Annotated in this window: 9 protein-coding genes; 3 read left to right on the top strand and 6 right to left on the bottom strand. The window is 54.7% G+C overall.

The genetic code is table 11. The annotated features are described in order from the left end of the window. Positions 1–10: 10 nt before the first annotated feature. Complete coding sequence (locus NB063_RS21415) at positions 11–5731, bottom strand: cadherin domain-containing protein (protein ID WP_250930827.1); 5721 nt, start codon at positions 5729–5731, stop codon at positions 11–13. 645 nt (positions 5732–6376) lie between these two features. Between NB063_RS21415 and NB063_RS21410 the strand changes: the two genes are divergently transcribed. Continuing rightward, positions 6377–7516 carry a S1C family serine protease gene (locus NB063_RS21410; protein ID WP_250931174.1) on the top strand — a complete coding sequence of 380 codons (1140 nt, stop codon included), beginning with the start codon at positions 6377–6379 and terminating at the stop codon, positions 7514–7516. A 28-nt stretch (positions 7517–7544) separates the two neighbouring features. Here the strand turns inward: NB063_RS21410 and NB063_RS21405 are convergent, their stop codons facing one another. Beyond that, the gene (locus NB063_RS21405) at positions 7545–8141 is read right to left on the bottom strand and encodes a thioredoxin family protein (RefSeq protein ID WP_250930824.1); all 597 of its coding nucleotides are present in this window, start codon (positions 8139–8141) and stop codon (positions 7545–7547) included. A 195-nt stretch (positions 8142–8336) separates the two neighbouring features. Then, positions 8337–9473, bottom strand: a complete 1137-nt coding sequence (locus tag NB063_RS21400) for a DUF4832 domain-containing protein (protein ID WP_250930823.1) — start codon at positions 9471–9473, stop codon at positions 8337–8339. Between the two features lie 520 nt (positions 9474–9993). On the opposite strand from NB063_RS21400, the gene NB063_RS21395 reads away from it, so the two are divergent. Together NB063_RS21395 and NB063_RS21390 are read left to right on the top strand one after the other, a co-directional pair. Continuing rightward, the gene (locus NB063_RS21395) at positions 9994–11319 is read left to right on the top strand and encodes an SAM-dependent methyltransferase (protein ID WP_250930821.1); all 1326 of its coding nucleotides are present in this window, start codon (positions 9994–9996) and stop codon (positions 11317–11319) included. A 230-nt stretch (positions 11320–11549) separates the two neighbouring features. Next, positions 11550–11801, top strand: a complete 252-nt coding sequence (locus tag NB063_RS21390) for a hypothetical protein (protein WP_250930819.1) — start codon at positions 11550–11552, stop codon at positions 11799–11801. Positions 11802–12084: 283 nt separating this feature from the next. Here NB063_RS21390 and NB063_RS21385 read toward each other — a convergent pair whose 3' ends face one another. Genes NB063_RS21385 through NB063_RS21375 form a run of 3 tightly spaced genes read right to left on the bottom strand, consistent with a single transcriptional unit; the run spans position 12085 to position 16189 of the window. Beyond that, positions 12085–12777, bottom strand: a complete 693-nt coding sequence (locus tag NB063_RS21385; protein WP_250930817.1) for a response regulator transcription factor — start codon at positions 12775–12777, stop codon at positions 12085–12087. Continuing rightward, positions 12777–14726 (bottom strand): sensor histidine kinase, encoded by a 1950-nt coding sequence (locus tag NB063_RS21380; protein WP_250930815.1) that lies wholly within the window; start codon positions 14724–14726, stop codon positions 12777–12779. The genes NB063_RS21385 and NB063_RS21380 overlap by 1 nt, the downstream gene beginning before the upstream one ends. An 11-nt stretch (positions 14727–14737) precedes the next feature. Further along, complete coding sequence (locus tag NB063_RS21375) at positions 14738–16189, bottom strand: DUF3108 domain-containing protein (protein WP_250930813.1); 1452 nt, start codon at positions 16187–16189, stop codon at positions 14738–14740. Positions 16190–16230 lie beyond the last annotated feature (41 nt).

Here is a 16230-nt window from a genome sequence, read left to right as displayed (position 1 = left end):
TTCTTCATCCTTAAAATAAGCTCGACTCACCCAAAACTTGATCGACCGCGTTTTCACGACGACGCTGATCCTCCGTCGACCATGTCCCCTGATCGTCAACGAGGCTCGCAACCGCCAATTCAGCCTGCTCCACAGATTCACCCGACGCATTGCTGGCCGCCGAGGATGCCGAACGAGATGAACGGTTCAGCTTGTTAATCACTTGGAGCGCATCGAGTGAAGTGACAATTCCATCCCCCGAAACATCGAGATACACGAGCGAATCGGTAAGCCTTGACGACGACGCGGTCTGGCCGCCGTTTTCGATGAGGAAGTTTATGATTCTCAAGGCGTCGACCGCACTGGTCACGCCGTCGTCATTGACGTCGTGCGCGTCCCTCGGGTTTGATAAGGCGGACACCTCAAGTTGGAAGTCATAGTCGTTCGACAATCGAAACGGACCAAATTCGAGAGCCCGAATGGTCAATTCCAGGTTCTCTTGTTTGACCTCTGCCCCCGGACGTCCGACCAACGTTCGTGTCTCGGGATCAAAGGTGAGCCAAGCCGGCAATTCCAATTTCACTTTCTGGTCTTCGTCCAGCACGAAATTGCCGCTGGCGTCTCGGACTCTTTTTCCGACTCGCAGGAGAAAGTTTTCGCCTTCGGGATCAGTCGCGATGTTATCAGGGATCTGCAACTCAAACTTGGAACCGATCGTGATGCGTTTGTTAGCGAAGACCGACGAGAGCACATTCGTGTCGAGCACTGGTGGCTCGTTGACTTCGTTAAGTTCCACTTTCACATTGATCGGTTCGATGGTCGAACTATTGCCATCGGAGACCCTCACCTGCAGCGTCACGTTGGCGGGATCGATCGCACGGAACGCAGCGAGATCGAAGTCACCACGTACTTTGAGGGTAAACGGATCGATGGCAGAAAGAGGTTTACCGGGGCTGTTCGCGGCAGACTCAAATTCAAAGAATGCCTGCGCCGTCCCGCCAACCAATTCGATCGAAAGTTGCGTGCCTGGGATCCCGACATCAGGATCGCCGACACGAATCCTTCCAACTCGATCGCCCGGACGCGGTACTTCGGACACAAAGATACGGTCAGTAATCACGAAGGCAGGTTCGTTGACATTGTTGACGTACACACGGAATGTTTGAGTTGAGGTCGCCAACTGACCGGTGTTGTCAATGATTTCGAAACTCAAATCATGGAACTCCGCCGCCTCATAATCAAGGGTCACGCCCTCGGCGAGCCGCAGTTCACCAGTCGCCGGTGAGAAATCAAAGAGTTCCGCGTGCTGCCCAGACACGGAGCCGAACGAATAATCGCTATCGGATCCTTCGGGATCCACTAAACTCAAAGTTGCGATCAGCAGTCCTGGCTGATTTTCGCTCGCGGGGCTGTTCCGGTTGTCATTTCGCGACAACACCGCCGGTTCATTGACGTCTTGAACGTTAACACGAATGACTGCTCGCGTCGCCATCACGGGGCTTCCGTTGTCGCTGACCGAAACCATCAACTGGATCAGCGGAAGCGTTTCAAAATCGAGCTTCTTACCCGGCTTTAAAGAAACGACGCCGGCGGGACTCAATTGCAAGAACGCATTCGGTTCAATAAGTTCGAAACGATGACTCTGACCTTCATCGGGATCGCTCACCTCGAGAGTAAACAATTCACCCGTTGCTGATTCGGCGACGTCGAAAGACTTGGTAACGATTTGAGGGGCATCGTTCTCATCAGAGATACGGATAATTTTTTCGACGATCGCAATACCAGGCGTTTGCCCAGGAGTCGAATTATTGTCGTTGACTTGCACCCGGAGAACGAGGAAGTCGGTCGTTTCAAAGTCCAGTGGAGCGATCAATCGCACGACCCCGGTGGTTTCATTCACTGAGAAGAAGGGCGATGCATCTCGTTCGAACGGGTTTTCTGGCGTGCTCGGAATAATCGTATAGGTCAACTGCTGACTCGAACCGGCATCCGGATCGACGGCATCGATCCGACCGATTACGGTGCCCGTTACTGGGCCGGCGATCGCCCCTTCGGGGACGGCAAATTCGTTGGGAGGAACAACAGGGGCTTCGTTGATGTCCCGCAGCTGCAGCGTGATGCGTGCCGTCACACTCGCGCCATACGAATCGGTCGCACGCACCCTCAGGACGCGTTCAGTATCGGCCTCGAAGTTCAGGTCTGCTCCTTCGCCGACGCGGATTTCCGCAGTAAAATCAGGCAGCGTCACGAGTTCGAGTCCGGTGCTGTCGCCGCCGATAAACTCGTATGACAACCCGGCGTTATCCGCGTCGAACGCGTCTACCTTCGCAATCACACTTCCGATTGGTGGGTTTTCATCGATGGTAAAGATCACATCGGCGCCGCTGGGCATGGTCGGAATGGTGTTTGGACGGAACTCGCTTTCAAAGAAGTAGTTGTCGTACTTCGAAATATCAAACGGAATAGTCGCCTCCGTGATCAAATTCGATACTTCGACCGTCCCCGAAACGGCGAGCTCGTAACTGCCAGGGAACAATCCGCTGATCTCAAAGATTCCGTTTTCATCTGTAACCGCCGCCGCTTCCGGTTGGACGTAACGCAACGTATCAAAACTCACGCTTGCGTTGTCACCGTAGGCCTGCAAACGCACGATCTGTTCACCCGGTGCGGACACGGTTACGGTGCTGCGTCGTGTGCCGGTAACCCCCGAACTCCGCGATGAGGCAACCAACTCTCCCTTCGCGTTATATGCATCGATCCGACCGAAAACGGTCGAAAACTCACTCGAGGACCAGTTGATAACATCGATCGAGGCTGAGCGAATCGGTTGAAAGAAATCGAAACGCAACGTGTCTGACGAACTAAAGAACGTGTCGAACGGCCCCGCTGCGAAGATGCGGTTACCGACGACTTGACTACTGACGCGTTGGCGAGCCGCAACGATATCGTCCGTCACAAAGACACCCGAGGCGCGGTCCCACGAGATCGTGACACCATCAAATTCCTGCGTCAGCGGGTAATCACTGTCCGTCGCCAAAGGATTCGCACCATCAAACGGCTGCACGACATCATTCGGTTCGAGAACCTTCACGAGGTCATCTCGCACGCCATTTCCATTGGTGTCAACGAACACAGTCACCCCTTCGGCAGGCAAGCGTGTATCGGCGGGAATGCCGTTGAGAATATCGCCCGCCGACGGCAGGAGCGTAATCTGGCCGCGCACGCCGCCAACGAAGTTGCTCTCACCAATATGATCGAGAGCGTGGTCGAACAACGCCGGATAAGAGATCTCTTCGTCATGGAATTCAAGGAGACCCGCCGGATCACTTTCGCCACCCCAAAAACCGGGTGCTACTTTTTGAATCGTTCCAAAAACCCAATCTTCATAGTCGCTGCCGATCGAATCCCCGATACGGCCCACATACCCGTACCCGTCGGTGGAAACGATCGTTTGTCCGCGACTGTTTTGCGTGACGACAGGGTGGTGATTGCTAAATGTTTCCACAAAAACAATCGGTGCAAACGAAGCATCGAAGAAGCTGAAGTAGTGCATGCCGACGGCATCGTAGGTGTCCCAATTAGCCGCCGAGCTGGTCGAATCAATGAACCCGTCATTATTGGTATCAATATCGTCGCCCACCACCGGAGCGGTGTCAGATTGAATCAGGAAATAACTCGCGTCGCTAAAGAAAGTATCTAGCGATCCGTCAGACTGAGAACTCGTGAAAATCCCACCGGGCAACCCATTGAATCCCGACTGATCACTCTCCAAAACATTCGCACCGAATGCGACATTGTGGGAATGACCGGCTTGCAAGAGCACGAGGAAACCATTCTGGCCGAACGACTGACCACTCAAATCAATCACGGTGTTAACTTCACCGACCCGGCTCGATCCTTCTTCGATAACCACGAAGTAAGTACCGGCGGGCAACACTTCATTTGGCTGTCCGCGCAACTCGATGTACTGGTCCGTCGTTTGGCTGACGGCCGACGACAAATATCCATCCACCAAAATTTCGCTAATCACCGGTGTGGTGAATTGATCGGGATCGATTTCCGGCAGCGTACGCACCGGCAACGTCTGATCTGCGAGGTTTTGCCAAGCGGCGTCTGAGTTCGCCACGTCGACCGACGCGGTCAAAACACTCGGTGTAATAACCGCAACCGGATTACTGGGGTCCGGTGACAGCATAACGCGTCGGGGCACATGCCAATCGTCAGGGGTGAAGGTGAAACGACTGACATCCAACACCGCACCAGGATCACCGCCGAGACTGCCCGACAGATTCAGATCTAAAATAACATCCGATGCGGGTTGTCGGTTCAGCGTCAGTTCCACAAAGTCGGAACCGATCGCGCCACCGACCACCGTCACGCCGGACTGGCTCAACGCGCCGGGCCCGGTCACGGGATTGCTTGGCGTGAGTCGAAACCCGATCACATCGGGTGCAATCCCAAAGTCGATGCTACTCAGCGATTCAAACCGAGTCAACGTGACACTTCGCGGATTGTTGCCAACCGCACTTCGTGTCAGAGCCACCGGCCGGACCGGTTCACTGACATTGATCGAGCTCATCACGATCGCGGTTTCGACAATGTTTGGTACCGCGTCGGGAATTTCGACGAGCAACGTAGACGTACGGCCGTTGTCATCGGCGTCAAACATCCAAACGTATGTCGACGTCGCAACAGGCCCGTCGGGTAGTACTCCGACAAGTTGTTCGGCGGTCGCGAGTGCCATCGAATCAGAATCGATCTCACCGGTTCGAATCGTTTGGCCGGTATCCGGGTCAACCTCCGTCGTGACGGAACGTGCCAACGTTCGACCGGCACCGTTGAGATCGAATGCAAAGAACTCGTCGTCCTTGTTGTCGAAACCGATCACCCGTCGTGTCTTAGAATCGAACAGCAGGTCCGACACGGTGTTGAGTCCCGCGTACCCGCCACCGATGAGCGTGGCTTGACCCGTGTTGATGTCAAGACGCGCAAGCGTGCGGGTCGAGCTTCCGGCGTCATCGCGAACTAACGTGTAAACCGTGTTGCCGACCCGGTCGTATGCTAAACCGCCTATGATATCTAGGTTTGATTCTGCAATGCGGATCCGTTCTCCCGTGTACGGATTCACCTGAAACACTTCGTTGGTTCGGGTGTCGACGCCGATCAACGAGTCATCTCTAACCCTAACGAGCCCATCCATGCGGCTGCGAGTGGGTTGCCCAATCGTGTCAATCTTGCCTTCCGAATCCACCTGAAACAACTGCGCGGCGCGGTAGAATTCTCCGTTGCGGTCCTCAACGACGGTATCGTTCCATCCGAACGTGAGGGCGGGGGCCGTTTGGACGAAACCTGGTGGTGGTTCGAGGCGAACCTCATAAGTTCCAGATACGACGGTCGGGAACGAATACAACCCATCGCCGTCGGTGCGCGTACTAACCTCTCCGTCATCCAACTGACCATTGGCGTTTTGGTCCAAGTAGACGCGAACGTCCGCCGCACCGACCTCGTCGTCCTGCCGCAAACCGTCTTGATTCGCATCGACGTAGACATCGCCACTGACCACGGCCAACAGATTGCGAGCTTCGAGCTTTTCGACTTGAACTCGGCGCTTCTCTCCATGTGGACGATTTGTTCGACCGAGCGCGCGAGCGAGGTTGCGACGACGCTGAGAGGTTGATGACAGTGCAGCGTTTTGCGTCGTGCGATCACCAACCCACCAATCTCGGAGAGAATTCGATTTGAAGCGTTTCATGATAAGAAATGAGTCCAATAGTTCCCGTTGCGAATGTTCCGTGGGTTACCGACGAAGGATCCAAATCGTCCCCTCGAATTCACCGACACGTCACCGATTTTCCAAGTCAAAAATAATGCACGAATGAGCACCATCGCAGATCCACATAGCGAACGTGAAATCCCCCGACAGAAACCCAAGGACGGACCGAACCGCCTAGATTAACTAGTAGAGGATAAATATGCATCCCAATCGGAACAACAGAAATTACTGACAACTGACGCACAATCGGAACAACCGTCGCCTTTCCGGGGTCCGATTGGGCGGGTTTTCGCAGTCGTGACTCAGCGGCTCCGATTCTCAAAGCTGGCCCGCCGGCCTAGTCGATGCCTACAATCTGGCGTCCGGGCTCCATCAGAGAGTCGGGGTCAATATTTGATGGAAAGGGTCGCGATGCCGAGTTGGAACCAAAAGATCGTCGGAAACCGGTCAATTTCACCGCGAAGAACGGTGTTTTTTGCCGCTACCATTCTCGTCGGCCTCGCGTCAGCGCCCGGCTTTGCCGTGGCCCAGGACGCGGCAGGTCCGATCTCGCATACCGGCCCGATTTCACGATCCGGCCAGTACCCTCAGACGCCCCCCACACCTCGGGCGAGCCTCGGTGGGATGCCCACCAGCGGGCAAATCGACGCTCATCGTGAACGCCTATTTAACGAATTGGCCGAGGAAGTTGCTCAATTTGATCGTTTGGGAAACCTGGTCCGCCGAGTCTCTCAGCTTGTCAAACCGAGCGTGATTCATATCGAGGCTCACAAGGTGACCGGAAAAGGGGCCACCGCCGAATCCTACGATGAAGCCGGCAGTGGTGTCGTGCTCGAAATCGCGGGGGACCGGTGGGTATTGACCAACCGTCACGTCATCAACGGCGCTTCGGTCGATCAAATCGTGATGCGGACGAGCGACGGACGACGGTGGGCTCCCGAGCAAATATTGATGGACCCCAGCACCGACGTTGCCGTGATGAAGCTGACAACGGCTCCTTTTCGCTCGGGTAATTCCGGTCGACGTCCGATGCCCGCCCCCGATCGTTTACCGCCACCCGCCCGGTTGGCCGACAGTGACCGGGTGCAAATCGGCGATTTCGTCATCGCCATCGGCAGCCCCTTCGGCCTCAGTCACTCGGTCACGTTCGGCATCATGAGTGCCAAGGGCCGTCGCGATCTCTCGTTGGGCGAAGAACGCATCGACTTGCAAGATTTCTTCCAAACCGATGCGGCAATCAATCCTGGCAACAGTGGTGGACCGCTGCTGAACCTTCGCGGCGAAGTGATCGGACTGAATACAGCCATCGCCAGCAGCAGTGGCGGCAGCGAAGGGATCGGTTTCGCGATCCCGATCAACATGGCCGCTCGCGTGGCCGAAGAGTTGATCCTGCACGGCCGACTCCGCCGCGGTTACCTCGGTGTCACCCTCGATCCCGAATTTGCCGCCGCTGAATTTCCGACCGGCTCAGGTCTTTACGCGTCGATGAAATTGAGCCCGGATGCCGGGGCCGGACTCTATCGTGAAGAAGAACTGAAATTCGGCGGGGCTCGCGTCAAGAACGTCCGAGCGGGCTCGCCGGCCGAAGCTGCCCGGTTGCAGAACGACGACATCATTCTGCAATTCGATGGCATCTTGATCGAAGACGATGATCACCTCGTGGCCCGTGTGGGGATGGCTCCTACCGACGAGCCACTCGAAATGATCATCCTGCGTGATGGCAAACGTTACCGCACCGAAGTCACGCTGCGGCAGATGCCCTAGTTACCCAAAGGACCACTAGCCTCAAGGACTAGTAGCCACTGCCTTTGGGATCGAAATATCCCGGCTCGTTTCCGGTTTTCCATTTGATGTTGCAACCGATCGAAGGCTTTTGCTCGAGCGCTGCCGATCGCCCAGCAAGCGTTTCGTCTAACGCGGCACGCAGATCAATGCCAGTCACGGCTTCACCGTTACTCGGTCGGCTACTGTCCAGTTGACCGCGGTAAGTGAGTTTCTTGTCTCGATCAAACAAGAAGAAATCCGGTGTGCAGGCGGCGCCATAGGCGATCGCGACAGATTGATCTTCATCGAGTGCGTAAGGAAACGCGTAACCCCGCTCCGCTTTCTCTGTCTTCATCGCATCGAAATTGTCTTGGGGATACGTTTCGACATCGTTGCTGTTGATTCCGACAACACCTACCCCGTGCTGCATGTATTCATCAGTCAGCAATTTTAATTGCTCGGCGACGTGTTTGACGTACGGACAGTGATTGCACATGAAGATCACCAGGAGAGCTTTGTTGTCCTGGAAATCAGCCAGCGAGACCGTGCCTCCTTCGGTTTCGGGAAGCGTGAAATCGGGGGCAGCGGTGCCCAGCGGCATCATCGTCGAAGCGGTACGAACCATAAGTCAATCGTATTGTTGAAGAAAACGGGTGAGTAAGGCGGGGACGTGGCGGGCGAGTCGCCCAGGCAGAAACAGTCTATCCCGTCGACCGCGTGTCCTGTAGGGCGCCGCGCATCGCCAACGAATTCAACTCCTTCGTTCCTGGGGTCCAACGCAAACATGCGTCGCCGCAACCGCCTCGTCTCATTATCCGCATCAGTCCAGGTCCGCAGCAAACTGTATTTTCTGGCCCGGAAGAATATGGTCACATTCGACCGTCAGTGCATTCTCGGCAACCCGATCCGGATCCATCAACTCGATTGAAATGGACTCGCCAGGCAACAGCTCCTTCAACGTTTGCGTCGATCGACTACCTGCGATCGAAAAATACGCATCCCGATAGAGCGGCGCGACACCGTCGTTCGTCACCTCTAATCGAACACGATCACCGACGCGAACCGCCTCCGTAATACGCAACCGGTATCCGGTCGCCATTCCGGCCGCCTTGATCCGCTCCTCAGACTGAAACTTCACTTGGTCGTTTCCAATCATGAACGTGATGTGAAACTTGCGAGCGTCCGATTCAAAACTGACGCCGTTGGGACCTTGCGGAGCCAACGCGAATTTCTGATCACGGCTGTTGTAGTAGCTGAACTCGCCGCCGCCCGGTGCTCTTCTCCAGCGATCCGAATTCAATATTTTCCAATCGATCTCGTTCTCTTCCGCGTGTTGTTTACACAGAAACGAATCATCAAAGACACCAAACCCCAGTGACAACAATTCAGCATCATCCTTGATCGGCGAGTACCGCGGATCGGACGCGTCAATACTGATCATCCAAGGAAGGTTCTCGAAACTCGACTGCAGATGTTTTAGAAACTTTGATTGGAAAGACTCATCTGGAAATGTTGCACCGAGTTTTCTCGGTCCGTCGTAGATGTGGTATTCGGCCCATAATCCGAACCCTGTTTCCAAATAGGCAATCCGTGGATCGCGGTCATAACGCGAGGCAAAGTTCTCGTAGAACTCCAAGGTGAACTGCTTCAGTGCCGCGTTACTCCAATCGCAAAAGTGCGTCGTCTTGCCTTCGCTCTTCGCAATCGTTTCGCGATAGTCGGAACGTAGTCGAATGTGATCGGGCACGGTCGTCTTTTTGCTCGGATAAACGAAATAGAAACGCAAGACCGCTTGATGGTTCCGGGATGCGGCGGCGTCGAGTACCGACTCAATCAGTGAGTAGTCATAGACTCCGTCGGGCCTGACGACTTCGTCGTACCCGCAATAGCGAAACTCCAACTGCACAGCTCTCGTGTCGACTTTTGGATTGTCCGTCCACAAAACAATCCCGGTCATCGGCTGGACTTGTGTGATAGACGATTTCAGACGCACTCGCGAAACGTCATCCGCACCAACGCGAGGCGGTCCCAATAGCATAATGGCGGCAAAAGCACAAAACGTCACGGTCCGAGCTAGCAACACTTGGCTACTCCATGGTCTGGTTGTGTTTGTCTTTCGTGGCGAGCATTCACGCCAACGAAGCGGTGGAAATCTCAACAAAACCACTTTATCACCCCACCAAGAAAATGGGGCGGCCGAATCGCCCGGGGCTCAATCTTCCACCTCGGCTACGTCGAATCGATTTACGCGCCCCGCGGAATCGTCGATGCTTCTCAGCGACAATTACGCTCGACGAACCTGTGAAACTCGCCCGTGAAACCGCAAATGCGAAAGATGCTTCCGTCGAATTGGCCTAAGGATCAAAGCTCCCTTTTGCTATCGTCGTCAAATCAAGGGCGACGAAACCGTTTCATTCCGGTGCGTCGGTTACAAGAGCCGGGCCCGCAACACCGCAATTTTGCCGGAGATTCCAAGGATGGGACACCCATTTTCAGCTGAAGCTCAGTTAAGTTCGATCAAGGAACTCCTTCAATCGATTGCCGAACCATTAGACCTTAATACCTCGGTTCGGCTCTGGAACGGCGAAGTGATTCCGCTCGGCACGAAGGCCGACGGGAAATATACCATCGAACTTTCCGGCCCGGGCGTGATCGGATCGCTGATCCGTCGCCCCACGTTAGAAACGCTCGTGCGGCTTTATGCGACCGGCCACATCAGCTTCGAGGGAGGCGACCTGATCGACTTCACGGCCGCTCTCAAAACCGAACGATCCAATCGCAGGCGGCTCAAGACCATCAGCAAAACGATGGTGGCCCGGCGGACGTTGCCATTTCTCTTTGCAAAAACAGACAACCGCGAACTCAACCAAGCCTTCCGTGACGACATGGTCGGCCGTACCGAATCCAAGCGAGATAACAAAGATTATATCCAGTTTCACTACGACGTCAGCAACGAGTTCTACAAACTCTTTCTCGGTTCCGAGGTGGTTTACACCTGTGCTTACTTCAAAGACTGGAACAACTCGCTGGACCAAGCCCAGCATGACAAACTCGATATGATCTGCCGCAAACTGCGGCTCGAGCCGGGCGAAAAAATGCTCGACATCGGCTGCGGGTGGGGCGGACTGATTTGTCATGCTGCCAAGCACTACGGCGTCCAAGCTCATGGCGTCACGCTATCACAAACACAACACGACTACGCAAAACAAAAGATCGACGAACTCGGATTGTCCGATCAAGTCACCGTCGAACTTTGCGACTATGCCGACCACCAGGGACAATACGACAAGATCTCCAGCATCGGGATGTCCGAGCACATCGGCGTCGCAAACTATCCCAAATACTTTGGCAAAATCAACTCGATGCTTCGCGACCGCGGCATCATGCTCAACCACGCCATCGCCAGTCGCGCCAAAGCATCTAAACGACTCGCCAAACGGATTCGTCCCGAACGCGCTTTCATTCTCAAATACATCTTTCCTGGCTCCGAACTGACCCCCGTCGGAATGACAACCGACTTCATGGAACGCAGCGGTTTCGAGGTTCACGACGTCGAGTCATGGCGCGAGCACTACGCACTGACGCTGAAGTACTGGTGCAAAAACCTGTCAGCCAACAAAGAGAAAGCGATCGAACTCGTCGGCGAAGAACGATACCGGTTATGGGTCGCCTACCTCGCGGGTGGATCAGCAGGCTTCGCCGCCGGATCAATCAAGATCTTCCAAGTCGTTGGCGTTAAACGAGCGGCCAAAGGCCTGACAGGAATGCCTCCCACCCGAGAACACCTCTACCGCGCCGCGTAGATCAGGAAGGCTGCGACGAGCTGATTCAGCAAGTCCAATGCAGAGTCCGTCGCATCAAGCTAGAGCGGATAGCGAACCTGATCCTGTCATGCGTGACAACTAAGCGTGCAGGCGTCTTTCGAGATATGAGCCGTTTTTCGTTTACTACGCTTGCGACGTTCAACCACGGCTAGCGTTGGGATGCGAAAGCTTCGTGGCTGACGAGACGTTGCGACTTTCCATCGTACGCCATGTCGGATCCCGTCTTTCGCGGATGGTTAATCACGATCGCGACGACACGCTACAGCCACGAACGTGAGTCTGTGGCTTGGGAGAACAAAACGAAGCAAGTCGCAACGCGACGATACAAAACTCGGGTGTGCGCACGAATGAACCACCGGGAGCAGCATCTGTCATCGCTTCGCGACTTGGTGTTTGCGGGGGGCGACGTCGACCCCGGACTCACGTCCGGGGCTTTCGCCTGCCGTCGCTATCGCGACTAGGAATGGAAGCAATACTGGCGCGGCCTAGTATTTGCACGTCTTCGCAATGATTTAGCAGTCCAGACTAACGCCCAAACGGCTCATAGGATTTTGCCAATTACACCTGCTTGGGTCCCTAGGTGTCGTCGAAATTAGGGCCCTGGCGGGTCAGCCACCATCGGGTCAATCAAGGCCGAGCCTAGCGTGGCCATGCGCCCACAAAGCTCGAACGGTCCCCTACGCCGGGAGTCATCCCGGTAACCATTACACGATGCCGATGGCCGAGAACTTGGCGTTGTGGAAGTTATTTCACAGGTAACTCGAATCGGTAGCCGATGTCGCGGATGGTGTGGATGAATTTGGGTTGGGAGGGTAGGGTTTCGAGTTTGCTTCGTAGAGTCGTGATACAGCGATCGACGCTGCGGTGGCTAACGATGATCGAACGGCCCCATACCGCATCAAGAATGCTGCTGCGGGCCAAAGCTCGATGAGGGTTCGTGACGAAGTATTCGAGCAAGCGATACTCTTTCTGGGTTAACGGAATTTCTTTCCCATCACGCGTCAGTTTGCGTGCGTCGCGATCGAGAACCAATTCACCGAGCACAATGAGCTCTTTGCCATCGATCAGCTCGCGTCGAAGTAGTCGCTTCACTCGGGCGAGCAACTCGCGAATCCCAAACGGTTTAGTGACGTAGTCATCGGCGCCCAATTCCAAACCACGCACGATCTCTTCCTCTTGGCCCTTCGCGGTCAGCATCACGATCGGAAAATGATGTTTGGCATGGCGTACACGACGGCATAGGTCGTAGCCGTTGATTTTAGGAAGCATGATGTCGAGCAACATCAGGTCCGGCGGTTGCGTCAGTGCATGTGTTAATCCGAGTTGGCCGTCGGTCGCCGTCGTAACATCAAATCCCGCCCCTCGAAAATTGTCACTCAGACCACGAAGCAAAGCAGGGTCATCTTCGACAATGAGAATCCGAGGCGATTGTCCCATCAAACCAGTCCCTCGTTCTTAGCCAAAATTCCATGTTTCTCGGACTTGTTTGCCACCGGCAACTGGACCGTGAAAGTACTGCCGACGTCGGGTTCACTCTCGACACGAATGCTACCGCCGTGTGAATCGACGATCGCGTGAACGATACTTAGTCCCAACCCACATCCGCCTCGCGACCGTGCGACACGCTGATCAACCTGAAAAAAGCGTTCAAAAATTCGGCTCGTCATGCGAGCATTCATCCCAATTCCGTTGTCTTGCACGGCGAGCAAAACATAAGCTCCATCAACACTTGTCGTGGCGGAAATTTGCCGATTTTCACCGCTGTATTTCCAGGCGTTCTCCAACAGATTAACGACTACCGTCACCAACACATCTTTATCGCCCGAAATGATTGCGGCTGGAGCGTGATGGATTGTCAAACAAGAATCGACGTCGCTCCAGTGTTCACGAAAGACAGCGGCAGCTTGTTCAACGACGTCACGCAAATCAATGATCTGAAAATCAAATTTTTGTCGGCGCTGATCGATACGCGAAAACGTTAAGAAGTTGTCGATCAACCGAGTCAGTCTCGCGTTCTCGTGGCTGATCAACTCGAGATATTCACGATTTCTTGCCTTTGATTTTGCGGTGGAAACGTCCTGATCCGAATCAAGCAACGTGTCGACTAAGAGCCGTATCGAAGACAGAGGCGTCTTGAGTTCGTGAGACACTGTCGCCACGAGGTCGTTCTTGAGCCTCGCCAAACGCAGCTTGCGTTGGAGGACGATTGAGAGCAACCATGCCAAAACGCACGTGATCGCAAACACGAGCAATGCGATCCAAACGTGCACGGCACGACGTTGTTGCGAACTGTCGTCGACGCCATTTTGCGGCAGCCTCTGCAAACCCAAGCGCAGACCACCCAGATCAACTCCGAGTGAGACGTCCACCATGCCGGGCGACACTTCCTGTGGCAGTGACACCACGAAAGTGACGTTTATGGGCAGTGGCACGTTGTCGGCTAACTCGAGCAATCGTTGCTTCAAGGTTGTTGTCTTGTAAAGTTCGATGAGCCGGCCGTCCGACGACGATCGGCTCCAAACGCCCGGCAACGAAGCCAACTTCAAATCGGGAGTCGCAAATTGGCTGTCAAAGACAGCGGCCGCCTCAGACGCGAGTAGCTCGGCACCTTGCGTCGGCAAGCGAGCATTTTCAAGATCCAATTCCTTCAGCCGCCTCATCAAAAATTGCCGCTGAGAAGATGACATCGGATTGCGATAATCGTTCAGATGCGTCTGAAGTTGTCGAGAGACTTTGTTCCATTGATCGGTGTCGGGTTCGAGCAATTCGAGCATCTGCAATTCGGCGGCGGCCGCGAACGAGCGTCCCTGTTCGTCGAGAGTTTCGCTTTGCCCGGCGAGCTGCGTCAGCAAGACCAATGCGGCGTCGGTCTCATTGAGTTTGAGAGAACACCGAACCTGAGCCTGCTGTGCTCGACAACGTGACGCCGCAGTGCCCTCGTTACGAGAGAGCTCAGCGTAGACGTCTCGTGCGGCATCGTATTCTTGTTCCACAAACTCCAGCCGTTGAGCCCGTCGCCAACGAGGATCAGATTCCATCGCCGTAATCCGACTCAAACCCTGCACATCCGGATAGATCAGTTTTCCTTGGTCGTCACAGATCAGAACGCTGTCGATGAAACCCTGAGAAACCAATCTTTCAAAATCGATTTCGGGTTGCTCGGCTTCCAACATCTCCGCTTCACGTTCGATTTGGTCGCTCCACCGATCACGAATCATCTGGCTGGCGGATTGCAATTGGATCTCGTAGGCCTCTTGCAATCGTTGATCCGCTGCCAGACGTTCGTTCCGGATCGCTTCGCGCATCATCCACGTCATGCCCAACGAGGGCACAAGTACGATTAGCAAAAGCAGCAGGATTGGCCACGCCAAACGGTCATCACGCATTCTCGACGCCTTTACTTCACGTCAAGGCTGGCGAGAATTTGGTCGCACGACTTCTGCAGCGTTTCGAAGATTTCCTTATCAGCGGTAAAACGTACATTCACCGCTGAATCATCGCCGAAGATGGCTGCCCGGTAGGCCTTCTTGGGCTTGTCGTTTTCGAAATATTCAAAAACCGCGACGACGCCTTCTCGGTCGCCTGCCTGAATGGTTTGAATACCCTCGTCGCTGAGTTCAAACGACGAACTGCGTCTTCGGTATTCGTCCAACGAAGCGTCCAACCACTCACGTACGGTTTCATGCTTCGATTGAATGTCGTCCAACGGGCCGGCCTCGATCCTGGCATCCATGGTGGCATCCGGATCGATAAGCTGCGTCGTCGACTTATTGTTGTCACCGAGACTAGAAGGTGTGTATGCGAACCAATTCGGGGGCAGTTCCACCGTGAACCGCTCCCGCTCTACCGACGTGCGAGTCTCCTCGTGTGGATGGCGTACTTCGGTCAAATCAGCGGTCACGCCACCGGCTTGGAATCGCAAGATGTACCGGTGCTCGTCATTGGAGATCCAGAACGTTTGTCCGATCTCAAGTTTGACGACGAAACACTCAAATTTTCCGACCGGAACCTCAATCGTTTCTAATTTTGGAACGCTCAGAGCAATCGGTACCTCCGTAGCGCCAAGCGACGAGATGACTTGCAACGTTGTTTCGTAGTTCTCTTTCAACGGTAATCGGCGAAAAACTTCCGCAGCTTGTTCATTATCAAACAAAGGTCCGCTTGATTTCAGAACGACAGGCTCATCCTTGTTCGCCAATTGTACGGTGACTTGATTGTCTTGGTATTTGGCCGACGCTTTGCCGAGCATCGTATGCATCCATGTGCTCTCAATCGGTGCAAACGTTTTGGCGTCGGCGAGGACGCGACTTTTGCCCCGCTGACCATTGATCGTCACGATTTGCCAATTCTGACATTCCCAAACGTCACGATCAGCCATCTTCGACTTAGCAACGCGGTAGACCTGCATTCCGACGCCGAGACCGGTTTGGAGTTTCATCTCAAAAACCAACTCATCGCCATCGCCCCAAGGCACAGGCAGTAACTCGGGTTCGCTCGGCAGATGCGTTTTTGCCTGATCGACCAGTTCCGTTTCGGTTGGGTAGTCGTCGACGACCGCTTGAAAAGCTTTGACAGCTTCGGCTGAATTGCCTTGTTTTTCATAGCACAACCCGATTCGGTATTGTGCTTGGGCGGCCGCGGTACGTGATTCATTAGCCGCCGTGACGACCTGTTGATACACCCGAATCGCTGCGGCCAGATCGCCGACCGTTTCCTCAGCGTAGATCCCTTTTTCCAACAGTTCCGCCGGGCTCTGCGCGTGCGCTGTCGGGGACAGCAGGAGCATGCCACCGGCGACCAATAGGGAGGCCGCCCCCACTCGCCAAAGCGTCAAACATTGGTCTCGCATTTCCAGGTTCCTTTCACTCTCGAATACTTCGTGGGCCACAT

This window comes from Aporhodopirellula aestuarii, from assembly GCF_023701485.1.
Taxonomy (GTDB): domain Bacteria; phylum Planctomycetota; class Planctomycetia; order Pirellulales; family Pirellulaceae; genus Rhodopirellula; species Rhodopirellula aestuarii.
The sequence above is the reverse complement of the archived record's forward strand: the minus strand, read 5'-3'. Positions and strand labels throughout refer to the sequence as shown.